General features: G+C 52.2%; 15 protein-coding genes and 1 pseudogene. 13 read left to right on the top strand and 3 right to left on the bottom strand.

Features of this window, described 5'->3' with window-relative positions; all coding sequences use genetic code 11:
* The first annotated feature begins 115 nt into the window (after positions 1 to 115).
* From ACFPVS_RS04095 to gap, 3 genes are all read left to right on the top strand, one after another.
* Positions 116 to 1,003 carry an RnfABCDGE type electron transport complex subunit B gene (locus tag ACFPVS_RS04095; protein ID WP_096295956.1) on the top strand — a complete coding sequence of 296 codons (888 nt, stop codon included), beginning with the start codon at positions 116 to 118 and terminating at the stop codon, positions 1,001 to 1,003.
* A 157-nt stretch (positions 1,004 to 1,160) separates the two neighbouring features.
* Complete coding sequence (locus ACFPVS_RS04090; protein ID WP_123803580.1) at positions 1,161 to 1,490, top strand: hypothetical protein; 330 nt, start codon at positions 1,161 to 1,163, stop codon at positions 1,488 to 1,490.
* A gap of 493 nt (positions 1,491 to 1,983) precedes the next feature.
* A complete protein-coding gene (gene gap / locus ACFPVS_RS04085; protein WP_096295959.1) occupies positions 1,984 to 3,015 on the top strand; it encodes a type I glyceraldehyde-3-phosphate dehydrogenase in 1,032 nt (343 codons plus the stop codon).
* A gap of 59 nt (positions 3,016 to 3,074) precedes the next feature.
* Here gap and ACFPVS_RS04080 read toward each other — a convergent pair whose 3' ends face one another.
* Both ACFPVS_RS04080 and ACFPVS_RS04075 read right to left on the bottom strand, forming a co-directional pair.
* Positions 3,075 to 3,347, bottom strand: a complete 273-nt coding sequence (locus tag ACFPVS_RS04080) for a type II toxin-antitoxin system RelE/ParE family toxin (RefSeq protein WP_096295960.1) — start codon at positions 3,345 to 3,347, stop codon at positions 3,075 to 3,077.
* Positions 3,337 to 3,525 carry a hypothetical protein gene (locus ACFPVS_RS04075; RefSeq protein ID WP_373753375.1) on the bottom strand — a complete coding sequence of 63 codons (189 nt, stop codon included), beginning with the start codon at positions 3,523 to 3,525 and terminating at the stop codon, positions 3,337 to 3,339. The genes ACFPVS_RS04080 and ACFPVS_RS04075 overlap by 11 nt, the downstream gene beginning before the upstream one ends.
* A 183-nt stretch (positions 3,526 to 3,708) precedes the next feature.
* On the opposite strand from ACFPVS_RS04075, the gene ACFPVS_RS04070 reads away from it, so the two are divergent.
* The gene (locus ACFPVS_RS04070; protein ID WP_096295961.1) at positions 3,709 to 5,910 is read left to right on the top strand and encodes a UvrD-helicase domain-containing protein; all 2,202 of its coding nucleotides are present in this window, start codon (positions 3,709 to 3,711) and stop codon (positions 5,908 to 5,910) included.
* Positions 5,911 to 6,011: 101 nt separating this feature from the next.
* Positions 6,012 to 6,419: an OsmC family protein gene (locus tag ACFPVS_RS04065; protein WP_096295962.1), complete on the top strand. Its 408-nt coding sequence runs from the start codon at positions 6,012 to 6,014 to the stop codon at positions 6,417 to 6,419.
* Positions 6,420 to 6,516: 97 nt separating this feature from the next.
* On the opposite strand, the pseudogene ACFPVS_RS04060 reads toward ACFPVS_RS04065, so the two are convergent.
* Positions 6,517 to 6,840: pseudogene (locus ACFPVS_RS04060) on the bottom strand (hypothetical protein).
* A 226-nt stretch (positions 6,841 to 7,066) separates the two neighbouring features.
* On the opposite strand from ACFPVS_RS04060, the gene ACFPVS_RS04055 reads away from it, so the two are divergent.
* The 8 genes from ACFPVS_RS04055 (at position 7,067) to ACFPVS_RS04020 (ending at position 16,707) form a co-directional block, all read left to right on the top strand.
* Complete coding sequence (locus ACFPVS_RS04055) at positions 7,067 to 7,918, top strand: mechanosensitive ion channel family protein (protein WP_096295963.1); 852 nt, start codon at positions 7,067 to 7,069, stop codon at positions 7,916 to 7,918.
* Between the two features lie 172 nt (positions 7,919 to 8,090).
* Complete coding sequence (locus tag ACFPVS_RS04050; protein WP_096295964.1) at positions 8,091 to 10,142, top strand: M3 family metallopeptidase; 2,052 nt, start codon at positions 8,091 to 8,093, stop codon at positions 10,140 to 10,142.
* A gap of 128 nt (positions 10,143 to 10,270) precedes the next feature.
* Positions 10,271 to 11,338 (top strand): AI-2E family transporter, encoded by a 1,068-nt coding sequence (locus ACFPVS_RS04045; RefSeq protein ID WP_198345293.1) that lies wholly within the window; start codon positions 10,271 to 10,273, stop codon positions 11,336 to 11,338.
* Positions 11,339 to 12,200: 862 nt separating this feature from the next.
* Complete coding sequence (locus tag ACFPVS_RS04040; protein WP_096295966.1) at positions 12,201 to 13,442, top strand: aromatic amino acid transporter; 1,242 nt, start codon at positions 12,201 to 12,203, stop codon at positions 13,440 to 13,442.
* Positions 13,443 to 13,497: 55 nt separating this feature from the next.
* Positions 13,498 to 14,757 carry a BaiN/RdsA family NAD(P)/FAD-dependent oxidoreductase gene (locus ACFPVS_RS04035; RefSeq protein ID WP_096295967.1) on the top strand — a complete coding sequence of 420 codons (1,260 nt, stop codon included), beginning with the start codon at positions 13,498 to 13,500 and terminating at the stop codon, positions 14,755 to 14,757.
* 118 nt (positions 14,758 to 14,875) lie between these two features.
* The gene (locus tag ACFPVS_RS04030; RefSeq protein ID WP_096295968.1) at positions 14,876 to 15,328 is read left to right on the top strand and encodes a DUF7832 domain-containing protein; all 453 of its coding nucleotides are present in this window, start codon (positions 14,876 to 14,878) and stop codon (positions 15,326 to 15,328) included.
* 38 nt (positions 15,329 to 15,366) lie between these two features.
* The gene (gene gmhB, locus ACFPVS_RS04025; RefSeq protein ID WP_096295969.1) at positions 15,367 to 15,942 is read left to right on the top strand and encodes a D-glycero-beta-D-manno-heptose 1,7-bisphosphate 7-phosphatase; all 576 of its coding nucleotides are present in this window, start codon (positions 15,367 to 15,369) and stop codon (positions 15,940 to 15,942) included.
* Positions 15,943 to 15,972: 30 nt separating this feature from the next.
* Positions 15,973 to 16,707: a lysophospholipid acyltransferase family protein gene (locus ACFPVS_RS04020; protein WP_096295970.1), complete on the top strand. Its 735-nt coding sequence runs from the start codon at positions 15,973 to 15,975 to the stop codon at positions 16,705 to 16,707.

The raw sequence follows: 16,707 nt of genomic DNA, 5'->3' as shown, positions 1-16,707 counted from the left end.
TGGGCTTTCAAATGAGAATGACTCAAATTATATAACAAAATCAATACGTAGAAGCTCTTAACGCCGATTTTCTGCTAAAATACCGCCTTTTGATTTTGTATTTGATTTGAACACCATGACTGCCACAGCACAAGGTCTGAATCGTTTGTTGCCGCAAACCCAATGCCGCGAGTGCGGCTATGAAGGCTGCCTGCCTTATGCCGAAGCCCTTGCCCGCGACGAGGCACCGGTCAATTTGTGCGCACCGGGCGGAGAAACAGTCATGCTCGACATTGCCAACCTGCTCGGCAAACCGCCGCTGACACCGGCCAAAATCCAGCCCAAAGCTTTGGCATGGATTGATGAAGCCGTCTGCATCGGCTGCACTGCCTGCATCAGAGCCTGCCCGGTCGATGCGATTATGGGCGCACATAAATTGATGCACACCGTCATCAAAGACGAATGCACCGGCTGCGGCCTGTGCGTGACACCGTGTCCGGTCGATTGCATTTATATGCAGCCTGTCAAAAGCGACTTCCTCCCCTTGGCGCGCGCGGCATATGAAAGCGAGGCACGCTTTGCCGCGGCGGAACACGCCAAAAACCGTTTTGAATGGCACGAAGCGCGCAAAGCACGCGATGCCGCCGAACGCAAAGCCAAATTGGCCGAACGTGAAGCCGCAACCAAAGCCAAGCTGCAAGCCGCTGCCGAAGCGGCGCAACCGGTTGAAGCTGCGGCCAAACCGGCGTTTGACCCGATGGATTTAATCGCCAAAGCCATGGCCAGAGCGCAAGAGCAGCAAACCCAACTGACCACCGCACACAACCACGAAGACTTCAAAGCCAAACAAGTCGAAGAAGCCAGACAACGCGCCGTGTTGCGCCGCGCCCAACGCGACATGAAATACGGCAACGAAGAAGAAAAAGCCGCCGCACTGGTTTATTTGCGCCAATACAAAGCTGAGCAGGAAGCGAAAAAATCCGCCAAACGCAAAGCCAAACAAATGCGCGCGCAACAACCTTAACCTTCAGGCTGAGACCTTTATTAATTTATAGTAAATTAAAATAAAAAGAGACTAGGCGGCAACGCGCGCGGTGTACGAATAGTATATAAGCGCATTGGCAACGCAGTATATTTCGCGTTTTATTCACGATAATTAAAATGTTCCACGGAATCCTGCCATGCATCCGAATCTTGTCAACCAACTTCCCCTGCCCGTTTACCCCATCGACCGCGACCGTGCCGATTATGCCTTATCGAAAAACCGTTTAAGCGATTATTTCATCCGTAATCCCGTATTGTTCCAACGCGCACTCAAGCCGGAATTTACCGTCCACGCCGTGCAGATGGCCGCGCATGCCTGCGGGTTGTGGTTTGACACCTGGCACAACCCCGACAGCGGGCGCATGGTGTTGGTCGTCGCCAATAAAGATGTGATGCCACTCAAAGCCATGTTTCAACGCACCTTAAATAACCAAAGCGTGATTGACGCTTTATTGCGCCGCAGCTAAGTGTTCAAAGGCCGAGACCTTTGCAAAATGCCTTCAAAAGCTTGCACATACAAAACCGACGTCATTCCCGCGCAGGCGGGAATGACGGCCTTTTGGGTTTTTATTGGTGTTTTTCGAGGCTTTGCGGAGGTCTCAGGCCGTCTGAACGCAATATCTTTCAAGCGGCCTTTGAACTTTTGTTCTTCAATGTAGTGATTATCGCCCTTAAAAATCATTTTAAAATAAATACATCATTACCCACCTTCGCCATCTTCAGCCTCAAACCGATTTTTTTTAAAACATCATCGCGCCAATTTGAAAATAAAAGCAGATTATCCTGAATATTTTTAATTTACGCCATAAAATTTTATCATTTACTTACCAAGTGCCAACAATCAAAATGTTTCACTTTTGCACAATTCAATAAAATATTAATTACATATCACTACATATTCTGCTATAATCCCGCCCAATCATTTTCCACCAACCCAGACCCAACCAAGAGGACAAATCTATGGGCATTAAAGTCGCCATTAACGGTTATGGCCGCATCGGCCGTCAAGTATTACGCGCCATCTACGATTACAACCTGCAAGACCAGCTCGAAATCGTCGCCGTCAACGCCAGCGGCAGCTTGGAAACCAACGCCCACCTGACCAAATTCGATACCGTACACGGCCGCTTCAACGCCGATGTCAGCCACGATGCCACTCATTTGATTATCAACGGCCACAAAATCCCTTACTTCTCCACCCGCAATCCGGCCGAGCTGCCTTGGAAAGACTTGGACGTCGATTTGGTAATGGAATGCACCGGCGCGTTCACCAGCAAATCCAAAGCCAATGTCCATTTGGAAAGCGGTGCGAAAAAAGTATTGATTTCCGCCCCGGGCGAAGCCGATGTCGATGCCACCGTGGTTTACGGCGTGAACGATGATGTGCTGACTGCCGACATGACTGTCGTTTCCAACGCTTCCTGCACCACCAACTGCCTGGCACCTTTGGCCAAAGTATTGAATGAAAACATCGGCATCGTCAAAGGCGCGATGACCACCATCCACGCCCTCACCAACGACCAAACCGTGACCGACGTGCGCCACAAAGACCTGCGCCGCGCCCGCAGCGGTGTGGAAAACATGATTCCGACCAAAACCGGCGCCGCCAAAGCCGTGGGCTTGGTGTTGCCTGACCTGAAAGGCAAACTCGACGGCTTGGCCATCCGCGTGCCGACCGTCAACGTATCCTTGGTTGACTTAAGCTTCCAAGCCGGCCGCGAAACGAGCGTGGAAGAAATCAACGAATTGATGAAAGCCGCTTCGGAACAAGGCCGTCTGAAAGGCGTATTGGGCTACAACACCCTGCCTTTGGTATCGATGGATTTCAACCACACCACCCAAGGCAGCAACTTCGACGCCACCCTGACCAAAGTCGTCGGCGGCAGCATGGTGAAAGTGTTCGCATGGTACGATAACGAATGGGGCTTCAGCTGCCAAATGCTGCGCACCGCCCTGCGTATGTTTGATTTGGAAGTGAAAGACTTTGAATAATTGAGCTTGGCTTGATTGGTTAAAATGCCGTCTGAAAAAATTTTTTCAGACGGCATTTATTATGGGTAACGTTGTTTGGTATGCACTACCGCAGCAATCAAAACTGCGGTTTCGGTAATTTTATACACAATCATATAATTCGGATGCACCACCCATTCTCTCGTGCCAAACACCTGACCCAAGCGGCCGGAATCGGGAAATTGTGCAAGGGTGCGCATGGCATTAAAAATTTGTTCTTCCAACTCAAACGCGGCCACCGGATTGAATTCAAAAATATAGCGGACGATTTGGTCTAAGTCATCTTCTGCCTGTTGCGACCATTTAACCTGCATTTTTCAGATTCGCCATCAATTCCGCACGTCGTTGCGCAGCGCGTGCCAATACATCTTCCTGCTCATGCCACGTTTCGCTGCTCAAGCCTTTTTCCACCTTATCGGAAAGCCACGCATGATAATCATCGGCCTGCTGCTGGGTATCGAATTGAGACAGAATCGGATCAAGCTTTTTCATCTGTTTTCTCCTGAAAAATCTGAGTCCTATCGTGCCTGTTTTCATTATATTTGTCAATCCAAGGCAGACACCATCAGGCCGTCTGAAGATTAAAACACACTTGCAACCACGTTTTCAGACGGCCTTCTTCATCGTTTTATATTAAAATACCGCATTCCAAAATCTTTTTCAGACGGCCTCATCATGTTTCCCAGCGAATCCCCTTCTTCTTTGTTAAGCGGCTTGAATCCCGAGCAGCTTGCCGCCGTGACTTGGCCGCTGCAATCGGCTTTGGTGTTGGCCGGCGCGGGCAGCGGCAAAACGCGTGTGCTGACGACGCGCATTGCGTGGCTGTTGCAAAGCGGTCAGGCCAGTGTGCACAGCATTATGGCGGTGACGTTTACCAACAAAGCCGCCAAAGAAATGCAGACGCGCTTGGGCGCGATGATTCCGGTGAACGTGCGCGCCATGTGGCTGGGCACGTTTCACGGTTTGTGCCACCGCTTTTTACGGCTGCACCACCGCGACGCCAACCTGCCGGCGGCTTTTCAGATTCTCGACAGCAGCGACCAACTGGCCCTAATCAAACGCATGCTGAAGCAGCTCAACATCGCCGAAGAAATCATGGCGCCGCGCAGCCTGCAGGGATTTATCAATGCGCAAAAGGAAAACGGCCTGCCCGCGTCTGCCCTGCAAGCGCCGGATCCGCACACACAGCGCATGATTGAATGCTATGCCGAATACGACCGCATCTGCCAGCGTGAAGGCGTCGTCGATTTTGCCGAACTCATGTTGCGCAGTTATGAAATGCTCAAAAGTAACGAAATGCTGCGCGTGCATTATCAAAACCGTTTCAACCATATTTTGGTGGACGAATTCCAAGACACCAACAAGCTGCAATATGCGTGGCTCAAGCTGATGGCGGGCAATCAGGCAGCGGTGTTTGCCGTGGGCGACGACGACCAAAGCATTTACCGTTTCCGCGGAGCCAATGTCGGCAACATGACCGCGCTGATGAAAGAGTTCGCCATCGAAGCGCCGATCAAGCTCGAGCAAAACTACCGCTCGGTAGGCAATATTCTCGCTGCCGCCAATGCCGTGATTGAAAACAACGACGAGCGTTTGGGCAAAAACCTGCGCACCGACGCCGAGTTGGGCGACAAAATCCGCTACCTTTCCGCGCCCAGTGATTTTGAAGAAGCGCAGTTCATCATCGACGAAGCCAAATCACTGCAACGCGAAGGCTGGCCGCTGTCGGAAATGGCCGTACTCTACCGCAGCAACGCCCAATCGCGCGTCATCGAGCAAGCCCTGTTCCGCAGCGGCGTGCCGTATAAAATCTACGGAGGCCTGCGCTTTTACGAGCGTCAAGAAATCAAACACGCGCTGGCTTACCTGCGCTTGGCGGTCAACCCCGATGACGACAACGCCCTGTTGCGCGTAATTAACGTGCCCGCCCGCGGCATCGGCGCACGCACGATTGAAAACCTTCAGACGGCCGCTAGCGAGCAAGGCATTTCCCTGTGGCAGGCGGCCTGCGATGCCGGTGCCAAAGCCACCAAAATCGCCGCATTCGTCCAACTGATTGAAAACCTGCGCAACCAAATCGGCCAATTGTCGCTGGCCGAAATCATGGTCAGCGTGATTCAAGACAGCGGCTTGGTCGAATTCTACAAAACGCAAAAAGGCGACCACCAAGACCGCTTGGACAACTTAGACGAATTGGCCAATGCCGCCGTCGCGTTCAAGCCCGAAGAAAGCAATTTTGAAATCCTGCCGGAAAACGCCGCCGAACACCCTGCCTTTGCGGTATTGTCTTTCCTCAGCAACGCCGCGCTGGAATCAGGCGAAAACCAAGCCGGCGAAGGCGAAGACGCGATTCAGCTGATGACCGTCCACGCCGCCAAAGGCTTGGAATTCAACGCCGTTTTCCTCACCGGCATGGAAGAAGGCCGCTTCCCGAGTGAACTCAGCCTCGCCGAACGCGGCGGCCTCGAAGAAGAACGCCGCCTGATGTACGTCGCCATCACCCGCGCACGCAAACGCCTCTACATCACCATGGCACAACAACGCATGCTGCACGGCCAAACCCAATTCGGCATCGTGTCGCGCTTCGTCGAAGAAATCCCGCCCGAAGTGTTGCATTACCTGTCGGCGAAAAAACAAAATTTCAACAGCTTTACCGATGCCCCGCGTACCCGCAGCAATAAAGTTGTCGAAGACTACAAGCTGCCGCAGGAATACGCCGGTTTCCGCATCGGCCAAAACGTGCGCCACACCAAATTCGGCACCGGCGTGATTATCGATGCGGTCAATAAAGGCGAATCGGCGCGGCTGACGATTAATTTCGGCAAAGAAGGCGTGAAGGAATTGGATACGAAATTTGCGAAATTGGAAGTGGTTTGAATTGGCCCCGAACTGATTGAATTGACATGATAAAGGCCGTCTGAAATAATTTTCAGACGGCCTTTCTTATCCCATCACTTTGCATAAAAAGGAACCCCATCATGCCCCACATCTCCACCGTCCGCTACACCGGCAACCTGCACAACGATTTAACCCACTTACAAAGCGGCGACACGATTTCCACCGATGCGCCAACCGATAACAACGGCAAAGGCGAAGCGTTTTCGCCGACGGATTTGCTGGCCACTTCGCTGGCCGCTTGTGCGCTGACGATTATGGGCATGAAAGCCGATGATTTGAGCGTAGGCTTAGCCGGCGCGCGGGCGGAAGTGGGCAAGGAAATGGCGGCCAATCCGCGCCGTGTGGCGAAGGTCACGGTTGATTTTTATTTGAACGCAGATTTAGACGAACGCAGCCGCGCGGTTTTAGAAGCGGCGGCGCATACTTGTCCGGTCGCGAAAAGTTTGAGTGCGGATTTGGTGCAGGAATTTGTGTTCCATTACGAATGATTCGGGCGCGTGAATGCGTTTGAGGCAGATAGTAAAGGCCGTCTGAAAAATTTTCAGACGGCCTTTACTATCAAATTTTCAATAAGTTATCAGTTTTTTATTTCACGATTTCCACAGGCCCGTGGTCGTCGCAATGGTCGCCGTGTTGGTGATGCAGGCGGCCGTTAACGATGTAGTCGACGTGATCGCCGTGTGGCACGGCTTCGTGGCCGCAGCCTTCGCCGTGAACGTGGTCGCCGCAGTCGCTGACGGATGGCAGCCGTCGGGATTGGTGCCGTCAACGGCTAAAGTGTGTTCATCGTAATGGCCGTCGTGTTCGTGGTGCAGATGACCGTCGTGCAGGTAGTCAATGTGGTCATCGTGTTTGATCGCAGTCTTGGCCGTGAACGTGGTTGTGTTCGTGATGGATTTTGCAGGTCATGATGGTTTCCTCCATGAGACGGTATGCCTTTTCAGGCAGAATTGGTATGTGTTTATCTTATGTTTTTCTCAAAATTTATTCAATAAACTTTTGATTTTAACGAATTTTATTATGATATATCAGTTATGGTATAGCATTCTTATCCCGGCGGCACAAGCATTTTTTTCAGACGGCCTTTATAATGCGTGTTTATACATGACATACCGTTAGAAACGGAAAACGCAAGATGTGGGATACTGTAAAACTTTGGCTGCAAGAGATTCCGGCCAGCTATGAAATCATTGAATCGGTGCTGATGATTATCGGCATCTTGGCGGTGCGCACGCTGCTTTTGGGCGCGCATTTCCGCAGCCATCCGGATTTGTCGATTGAGACCAAGCGCCGCGCGTTGGTCGTGAGCCGCAATCTGACGCTGATTTTGGTGTTGCTGGGTTTGGCAATGATTTGGGCAACACAGATTCAGACAGTGGCTTTGTCGATGTTTGCGGTGGCGGCGGCGATTGTGGTGGCCACCAAAGAATTGATTATGTGTTTGTCGGGCAGCGTGTTACGCTCGATTACCAAACAATATTCGGTGGGCGATTATATTGAAATCAACGGCTTGCGCGGCCGTGTGGTCGATATTAATTTGTTGAATACGCTGATGATGGAAATCGGTCCCAATGCCTTGGTCGGCCAGCTTTCGGGCGACACGATTTCATTCCCCAACAGCCTGCTGCTCAATCATAATGTGCGTCGCGACAATGTGTTGGGACCCTATGTAATTCACACGGTGCAGATTCCCGTGCCGATTCATTTGGATTCGGATGCGGTGGTGTCGCGTTTGAAAGCGGTGTTGGAGCCGTTGTGCGCACCTTACATTGCCGATATTTCCAAATATTTGGAAGCGGTGCAGGTGGAAAAGCTGTTTATCACGCCCGCCGCCGAGCCGCGCGTGACCCGCGTGCCGCATGATGACAAGGTGTACAACATCATTGTGCGTTTTGCCGCGCCGGTGGCGAAGCGTTTGGAAATTCAGCAAACGGTGTTGGACGAATTTTTACGGGTGCAGCATCAATTATTACATGCCGATTCATAATGCCCGCTGATGCTCAAACCCCCGATCGGGTGGTTTGATTTTTTTCAGACGGCCTGACTGTTTTCAATGCTAAACTTGAGTTCAACCAAATTGGCTCTATATATTGTTTATCGTTTTTTCGTTCAGACGGCCTCCAATAACAAGGCCGTCTGAAAACACAAAGGAAAGCCCCATGACCGACAACGTTTTATTATCTCTTGACGACGAGCCGAAATTCGACCAAATTCAAACCGAACTCATCAAGCCGGCCATACAAACCGCCATCGCCGAAGCGCGCGGACAGATTTCGGCGGTCAAAGCCCAACCCGACACCACTTGGCGCAACACGGTCGAAGCACTCACCGACATCACCGAGCGCGTCGGCCGCATTTGGGGCGTGGTGGCGCATTTGAATTCGGTGGTCGATACGCCTCAATTGCGTGCGGTGTATAACGAATTAATGCCGGAAGTAACGGTATTTTTCACCGAAATCGGCCAAGATATCGAATTATATGAGCGTTTCAAAGCGATTAGAGCCTCTGCCGAATTCGACCGCCTGACCGAAGCGCAGCAAACCAAGCTGGCGCACGATTTGCGTGATTTTGTGTTGAGCGGTGCGGAATTGCCGGCCAAACAACAAGTCGAACTGGCCGCGCTGCAAACCGAAGGCGCGCAATTGTCCGCCCAATTCTCGCAAAACGTCTTGGATTCGACCGATGCGTTTGCCCTGTATTTTGACGATGCCGCGCCGCTGGCCGGTGTTCCGGAAGATGCGCAGGCCATGTTTGCCGCCGCTGCCGAAGCGGAAGACAAAAGCGGCTACAAAGTCGGCCTGCAAATGCCGCATTATCTGGCCGTGATGCAGTATGCCGACAACCGCGGGCTGCGCGAACAAATCTACCGCGCCTATGTGACCCGCGCCAGCGAATTGAGCAACGACGGCAAATTCGACAACACCGCCAACATCAACCGCACCTTGGAAATTGCCCTGCAAACCGCCAAGCTGCTTGGTTTTGCCAACTATGCCGAATTGTCGCTGACCACCAAAATGGCCGACACGCCGGCGCAAGTGACCGGTTTTCTACGCGATTTGGCCAAACGTGCCAAACCGTTTGCCGAAAAAGACTTGGCCGAAGTGCGCGCCTTTGCCGCCGAAGAATTGGGTTTGGCCGACCTGCAGCCGTGGGATTTGACCTACGCGGGCGAAAAATTGCGCCAAGCCAAATATGCCTTCAGCGAAACCGAAGTGAAACAATATTTCCCGGTGAGCAAAGTGCTGCACGGCCTGTTTGCCCAAATCAACCGCTTATACGGCGTGAATTTCATCGAAAAACGCGTGCCGGTTTGGCATCCTGACGTGCGCTATTTTGAATTGGAAAACGGCGGCGCGATTATCGGCGGCGTGTACATGGATTTATACGCCCGCGAAGGCAAGCGCGGCGGCGCGTGGATGAACGACTACAAAGGCCGCCGCCGCTTTATGGACGGCGGCCGGGCCGGCCAAATCCAAACCCCGACCGCTTATTTGGTGTGCAACTTCACCCCGCCGGCAGGCGGCAAAGAACCGCGCTTGAGCCACGATGAAATCCTGACCCTGTTCCACGAAACCGGCCACGGTCTGCATCATTTGTTGAGTCAAGTAGAAGAATTGGGCGTGAGCGGCATCAACGGCGTGGAATGGGATGCGGTCGAGCTGCCGAGCCAGTTTATGGAAAATTTCGTGTGGGAATACGATGTGTTGGCCGAAATGTCTGCCCACGAAGACAACGGCGCTGCCCTGCCGCGCGAATTGTTCGACAAAATGGCCGCCGCCAAAAACTTCCAACGCGGCCTGTTTATGGTGCGCCAAATGGAATTCGCCCTGTTTGATATGCTGATTTACAGCGAAACCGATGCAGGCCGTCTGAACAACTGGGCGCAAGTGTTGGACGAGGTGCGCGAAGAAGTCGCCGTGATTCGCCCGCCGCAATACAACCGCTTCGCCTTGAGCTTCGGTCACATCTTTGCCGGCGGCTACTCGGCCGGTTATTACAGCTACGCATGGGCGGAAGTGTTGAGCGCGGATGCTTACGCCGCCTTTGAAGAAAGCGACGATCTGCGCGCCACCGGCAAACGCTTCTGGCGCGAAATTCTGGCCGTCGGCGGCTCGCGCCCGGCAGCCGAATCGTTCAAAGCCTTCCGCGGCCGCAAACCGCAAATCGATGCCCTGCTGCGCCACAGCGGTTTTGATGTGGATGCGGCTTGATTAAAGGTAGATTGAAGGGTCATAAAGGCCGTCTGAAACTGTATGTTCAGACGGCTTTTTTCACCCACCATCCACCCACTTTTACGGCATAATACGTCTTAACCTTACGCTTCAAAATTGCACACACCATGAGCCTACACCCACCTTCGACCTCGCTTTACCGCAACGCCACTTACCTGATGATGGCGGCCAGCTTATGGGGCATTTTGTATTTCCGTTTGCTGCCGTTGTTGTTTGCGGTGATTCTGACGTATGTGTTCATCACCAAAACCAACGGCATCATTTTGTGGCTGCGCCGCCGTTTGCTGTCGCGCAATACGCTGCTCGACCGCTCGTTGAGTGTGCACAACATCAACCTGCTCTCCACCACGCTGACCATCGGCATTGTGTCGCTGATTTTGTTTTTGCTGTCGATGGGTGTTTATCATTTGATACACGGCGGCAATGTGTCGGTGATGCTGGATAAGCTGGCGGCGATTTTGGCCGACACCAAAAGCAGCGATAATTTGCCCGAGTTTGTATTGAACCTGCTGCCCGATAATTTGGAACAAATCAAGCAATACGGCATTCGGCTGATCGAAGAATACAGCGCCGCGCTGACCCGCATCAGCACCCACAGCATTGCCTCTTTCGTGCATATTCTGCTGGGCATCATCATCGGCGTGATGTTGAGCTACCACCGTTTGCGTATGCGCCGCCAACGCCGCAGCATGCCGGCATTTAAGCGGGAAATGGTGCAGCGCATCGTCAATTTCGAACTGAGTTTCGAACGCGTGTTCATCGCGCAGGCAAAAATTTCCTTGGTCGATACCTTCCTGACCGGCCTGTATCTTTACCTGATTCTGCCGCTTTTCGATATCGAGCTGCCGTTTCGGGTGACCGTGTTGATTATTGCCTTTATCGTCGGGCTGATTCCGGTGGCGGGCAACCTGATTTCCAACACCATCATCATCATTTTGAGCTTGGGCATTTCGCTCTATGTCGCCATCGCTTCATTGGTATTTTTGGTGGTGATCCACAAATTGGAATATTTTTTAAATGCCAAAATCATCGGTTCGGAAATCGAAGCCGGCGCGTGGGAATTGCTGGTGGCGATGATTGTGTTCGAACGCATATTCGGCATCGGCGGCATTGTGGTCGCACCGGTTTATTATGCGTATGTGAAAAACGAAATGAAGTGGCAGAAGCTGATTTAGGCTTATCCAAAGGCCGTCTGAAAGTAAAATCAAACGTTCAGACGGCCTTGATATTATCAAGCTACAACCTATTCAGACATATGCCGGCCGCAGCTCAAGCCAAGATTTGGTTTTCCTATAATATTGAATATAAACATATATAAGCAATCGAGAAAAAAGCGATGCCGTATTTGAATAAAGCCTTATGTACAGGAACAGACCAAATAAAAATTATTGCGGATAATGCAACAATAAAAGAACCGTCTGCTATATTCCGTGCAATGAATTCCTGTCTGATAAGATAAGACACGACTAAAAATACCACACAAAAAAAGACTTTTATTCCAATCGCTTTATTTTCCATATCGCCAGGCAACACCAGTTACCATTCCTCCTGCCAAAGCGCCATTAAATCCCCATCCCACACCTACGAAACCTTCGGTAGCAGCCGCGCTAGCTCCGGCGGACCATGCTAATGTAGTTAGTAAAAAAACGGCTGCCACCAACCGCACCAATGGCAGCCCCCAACCGGACCAAAAGCACCTTATACATATTTCAGTTCTTGAATAGATAAAACTTTCAATGCCATTCTTGGAATTAAAAAATATAAATAGAACCGGTTCAGTATCTACTGACTGAATATATTCGTTAAAATTCATTTACAAAAGAAAGGACATGAAAAAAATTTTTAGAATCATCTAGGAAAAAAAATCATATCAAAAGTAAGCTACCGCCCTACTGTTTGCGACTGTTTTTCAGACGGCGTTTTTATTTCCATTCCCACCACTTTACGGCATAATAAGCCCTTTACAAATATTCATACTTTCAGACGGCCTGAATCCCTTTGCCATGCCGTATGAAACCTCATTCCGGAAAGTTAATTATGTCTGCCAAACAACCGTCGCTCTTCGGCGGCGCGATGATTATTGCCGGTACGATTATCGGTGCCGGTATGTTTGCCAACCCCACCGCCACCTCGGGCGTGTGGTTTACCGGCGCGCTGCTGGTGCTGCTTTATACTTGGTTTTCCATGCTCTCCAGCGGCCTGATGATTTTGGAAGTGAACACGCATTACCCGCATGGTGCGAGTTTCGACACCATGGTGAAAGACTTGCTCGGCAAGGGCTGGAACGTGGTAAACGGTTTGGCGGTGGCGTTTGTGCTGTATCTTTTAACCTATGCCTACATTTTTGTCGGCGGCGATTTGACCGCGCAAGGCTTGGGCAGCCTGACCGGAAGCGAAGTGGCTTTACCGGTGGGGCAATTGGTGTTTTTCGGCGTGTTGGCGTGTTGCGTGTGGGCATCCACCCGCTTGGTTGACCGCCTCACCACCGTTTTAATCGGCGGCATGGTCATTACCTTTATCTGGGCGACCGGCGGTCTGATTTCCACAGTCAAACTGCCGGTATTGTTCGACACCCAAGCCGCACCGCACACCAGCTATTGGATTTATGCCGCTGCTGCGTTGCCGGTGTGTTTGGCGTCGTTCGGCTTTCACGGTAATGTGTCCAGCCTGTTGAAATACTTCGACGGCGATGCGCCCAAAGTCGCCAAAGCCTTGAAAACGGGCACGCTGATTGCCTTAGTAATTTATGTGCTGTGGCAGCTGGCGATCCAAGGCAATTTGCCGCGCAATGAATTCGCCCCCGTGATTGCGGCGGAAGGCCAAGTTTCGGTTTTGATTGAAACGCTGTCGAAATTCGTGCCGACGGGCAGTATGGACAAAGTGTTGTCGTTCTTCGCGTATATGGCAATTGCCAGCTCGTTTTTGGGCGTAACTTTGGGCTTGTTCGACTACATTGCCGATATGTTCAAATGGAAAGAATACGCCGCCGACCGCAGCAAAACCGCCGCCGTCACCTTCCTGCCGCCGCTGGTTTGCTGTTTACTGTTCCCAACCGGTTTTGTGACTGCCATCGGCTATGTCGGCTTGGCCGCAACGGTATGGACGGCTTTGATTCCGGCCATGCTGCTCTACAAATCGCGCCGGAAATTCGGCGCGGGCAAAGGCTACTGCATCGGCGGCGGCGTGTGGCTGATGGTGTGGGTATTCGCCTTCGGCCTCATCAACATTGCTGCGCAAATTTTAAGCCAAATGGGTATTGTACCTGTGTTTACAGGCTGATTATCAGGCCGTCTGAAAGGCGGCCTTTTCTTTTATATTGTGAAACGATAACACCATGCCCCAGACTTTCCACACCGTCATCATCGGTGCCGGTGCAGCCGGCATGTTGGCCGCTGCACGCATTGGTCAGACCGGACACCGCGTCGCGCTGATTGACCATGCTGCCAAAATCGGTGAAAAAATCCGCATTTCCGGCGGCGGCCGCTGCAATTTCACCAACCGCCATCTCAACGGCCACGATGGTTCGGCCTATTATGTATCACAGAAGCCGCGCTTTGTGCGGCATGCCTTGGCGCAGTTTCATGCCGCCGATTTTATTGTCTTGGTGGAAAAACACGGCATCACTTATCACGAGAAACACAAAGGCCAGCTTTTTTGCGACGGCAGCGCTCAGGAAATCATTACCATGCTGCAAAACGAATGCAAACAAGGCCGAGTGGTATGGCACACGGCTTGCACGGTCGAAACCGTCAACCTGCTTCAGACGGCCTCTGCCGCTGATTCACCGCGTTTCCGACTGCACACCGGCCACGGCGAATTTCAGGCACACAATCTGATTGTGGCTACGGGCGGCTTGGCGGTACCTGCCATTGGTGCGTCGCCTTTTGGCTATGAACTGGCCAAGCAATTCGGTCACAGCATCGTACCTCCCGAAGCAGCCTTAGTGCCGCTGCGTTTCGAGCATTGGGCGGAACACGGCTACGACCAGCTTTCCGGCATTGCCCTGCCGGTGCGCATCAGCGTGGGCAGCGGCAAAACGCGTGTGTCGTTTGATGAAGATTTACTGTTCCGCCACAAAGGCTTGAGCGGCCCGGCGATTTTGCAGATTTCCAGCTATTGGCACAGCGGCCAAACCATCGCCATCGACCTGGTACCCGACACCGGCCTTGCCGCTGAATTGTGCACCGGCAAAAACGGCCAAAAAATCCAGCTCAACACCGCCTTAAAATCACTCTGCCCGTCCCTGCCCGAACGCTTACTGGAAACATGGCTGAGGCGCGCCGAGTTCGCCCCGTATGCCGCGCACAAATGGGCGGATGTACCGAATGCCGTCTTAGTCAAACTCGGCCAAAGCCTGAACCAATGGACGCTTCTACCCAGCGGTTCAGACGGCCATAAAAAAGCCGAAGCCACGCGCGGCGGAGTGAATGTGAAAGAAATCGACCCGAAAACCATGCAAAGCAAATTGCAGCCGGGCTTGTATTTCATCGGCGAAGTGATGGACATCACCGGCTGGCTCGGCGGCTACAATTTCCAATGGGCATGGTCTTCGGCCTTATGTGCGGCAGAAGCTGTCTGCCGGGAATCAGCGTAAGCCCCAACCTATTCAGACGGCCTGAATTGCATATTACCGGTGCGAAAAGCGGCGGATTACTGGTAAAATAGGCCGTCTGAAACCTTGTTCGGACTGCATCAATACACGAAAGCCCTCCATGTACGACCACTTTCAATTCCACACCGGAGAAGACTACCCTGCCGATTTGTCACCCGACCATGCCGCCACCCACATGGGCATGTATTTCCAATGGGCGGCCGGTCAAGGGCTGGTGAATCCGGTATGGCAGACTGCGCCGGAAACCGCCTCCGACTTCGCCGCCATGCTGGACGGCACATTTAGCGGTGCGGTATTTGTGCGCAACCATTTGGGCAGCGTGCTCACGCCCCAAGACTTTACCGAACTGGGTCAACGCTTTACCGAGTTTTATTACGACGATGAAGACGAAGGCTACGGCGCGTTTATGGAAGACTACGTCACCACGCTCGATACGCCGCAACTGCCCAGCTTCTACCATGTGGCCGACACGCCCGAAAACTACGCCTTGCTCGCGCCCGTTTTTCAGGCAGCCTTTGAGCGCTGGAAGCATTCTTTAAAAAAAATAATCTGACACGGCCATATTGAAAAAGGCCGTCTGAAAGCCACACTATGCCATCCCACAACAAACTCATCATCCTCGACCGCGACGGCGTGATTAACCAAGACCGCGACGACTTCGTCAAATCCGTTGACGAATGGATTCCGATTGAAGGCAGCATGGACGCCATCGCCTTTCTCACCGAAGCAGGCTACACGGTCGCCGTAGCCACCAACCAATCAGGCATCGGCCGCAAATATTTCACCCTGCAAGACCTCACCGAAATGCACGCCAAAATGCACCGCTTGGCGCTGCAGGCCGGCGGCGTGATTGACGGCATTTGGTTCTGCACGCATTTGGCCGACGACAACTGCAACTGCCGCAAACCCAAGCCCGGCATGATTCAAGACATTTTAAACCGCTTCCAAGCCCAAGCTGCCGACACTTGGTTAGTGGGCGACAGCCTGCGCGATTTGCAGGCCATGGATGCCGTTGGCGGCAAATCAGCCTTGGTATTGACCGGCAAAGGCAAAAAAACCTTGCAGGAGAAGGAAGAAGAATTGCCGGAAAACACGCAAATCTTCGACAATCTGCTGGCTTTTGCACAATACATCACGCAAGAAGAATTGAAACCAGACGAAGCTTAAGGCCGTCTGAAAAGAAAGCGCGCATCATTTATGCTGTTGATTAAAAACCTGATTTACTGGCTGATTCTGTCCGTCAGCCTGATTGTATTGTTTCCCTTTATGCTTTTGGCTGCACCAATCCCCGGCGGCGCACACAAAATGGCGCAAGTTTGGGTATCGATTTTGAATTGGTCGCTGAAAAACATCATCGGTCTGAAATACCGCTTAATCGGCGCGGAAAACATCCCTTCCAAGCCGTCGATTATCTGTTCCAAACACCAAAGCGGCTGGGAAACCTTGGCTTTGCAGGAAATTTTTCCGCCGCAGGTTTATGTTGCCAAACGCGAACTGTTTAAAATCCCGTTTTTCGGCTGGGGTTTGAAACTGGTCAAAACCATCGGCATCGACCGCAGCAACCGCCGCGAAGCCAACGACCAATTGATGAAACAGGGTTTGGCGCGCAAAAACGAAGGCTATTGGATTTCCATTTTTCCCGAAGGCACGCGCCTGCCGCCCGGCACGCACGGCAAATACAAGCTCGGCGGCGCACGCATGGCGAAAATGTTTGAAATGGACATCGTGCCGGTCGCGCTCAACAGCGGCGAATTCTGGCCGAAAGATTCATTTATGAAATATCCCGGCGAAATCACCGTCGTCATCGGCAAACCGATTGCGCACGACAGTGGCAGCGACGCCGAACTAATGGCCGAATGCGAAAACTGGATTGAAGCACGTCAAGCCGAAATCACCGGTCAGGGTCCGTTCGCACCCCAAAAGGCCGTCTGA

Source organism: Neisseria weixii (assembly GCF_042658245.1).
Taxonomy (GTDB): domain Bacteria; phylum Pseudomonadota; class Gammaproteobacteria; order Burkholderiales; family Neisseriaceae; genus Neisseria; species Neisseria weixii.
Note: the sequence above shows the minus strand (reverse complement) of the source record. Positions and strands in the feature narration are given on the sequence as shown.

Coding starts and splice junctions, on each gene's coding strand:
- ACFPVS_RS04080 (WP_096295960.1), bottom strand. CDS start 3,347: ATGCAGGTTAAATGGTCGCAACAGGCAGAAGATGACTTAGACCAAATC.
- ACFPVS_RS04065 (WP_096295962.1), top strand. CDS start 6,012: ATGCCCCACATCTCCACCGTCCGCTACACCGGCAACCTGCACAACGAT.
- ACFPVS_RS04045 (WP_198345293.1), top strand. CDS start 10,271: ATGAGCCTACACCCACCTTCGACCTCGCTTTACCGCAACGCCACTTAC.
- ACFPVS_RS04095 (WP_096295956.1), top strand. CDS start 116: ATGACTGCCACAGCACAAGGTCTGAATCGTTTGTTGCCGCAAACCCAA.
- ACFPVS_RS04040 (WP_096295966.1), top strand. CDS start 12,201: ATGTCTGCCAAACAACCGTCGCTCTTCGGCGGCGCGATGATTATTGCC.
- ACFPVS_RS04020 (WP_096295970.1), top strand. CDS start 15,973: ATGCTGTTGATTAAAAACCTGATTTACTGGCTGATTCTGTCCGTCAGC.
- ACFPVS_RS04030 (WP_096295968.1), top strand. CDS start 14,876: ATGTACGACCACTTTCAATTCCACACCGGAGAAGACTACCCTGCCGAT.
- gmhB (WP_096295969.1), top strand. CDS start 15,367: ATGCCATCCCACAACAAACTCATCATCCTCGACCGCGACGGCGTGATT.
- ACFPVS_RS04070 (WP_096295961.1), top strand. CDS start 3,709: ATGTTTCCCAGCGAATCCCCTTCTTCTTTGTTAAGCGGCTTGAATCCC.
- ACFPVS_RS04090 (WP_123803580.1), top strand. CDS start 1,161: ATGCATCCGAATCTTGTCAACCAACTTCCCCTGCCCGTTTACCCCATC.
- ACFPVS_RS04075 (WP_373753375.1), bottom strand. CDS start 3,525: ATGAAAAAGCTTGATCCGATTCTGTCTCAATTCGATACCCAGCAGCAG.
- ACFPVS_RS04055 (WP_096295963.1), top strand. CDS start 7,067: ATGTGGGATACTGTAAAACTTTGGCTGCAAGAGATTCCGGCCAGCTAT.
- ACFPVS_RS04035 (WP_096295967.1), top strand. CDS start 13,498: ATGCCCCAGACTTTCCACACCGTCATCATCGGTGCCGGTGCAGCCGGC.
- ACFPVS_RS04050 (WP_096295964.1), top strand. CDS start 8,091: ATGACCGACAACGTTTTATTATCTCTTGACGACGAGCCGAAATTCGAC.
- gap (WP_096295959.1), top strand. CDS start 1,984: ATGGGCATTAAAGTCGCCATTAACGGTTATGGCCGCATCGGCCGTCAA.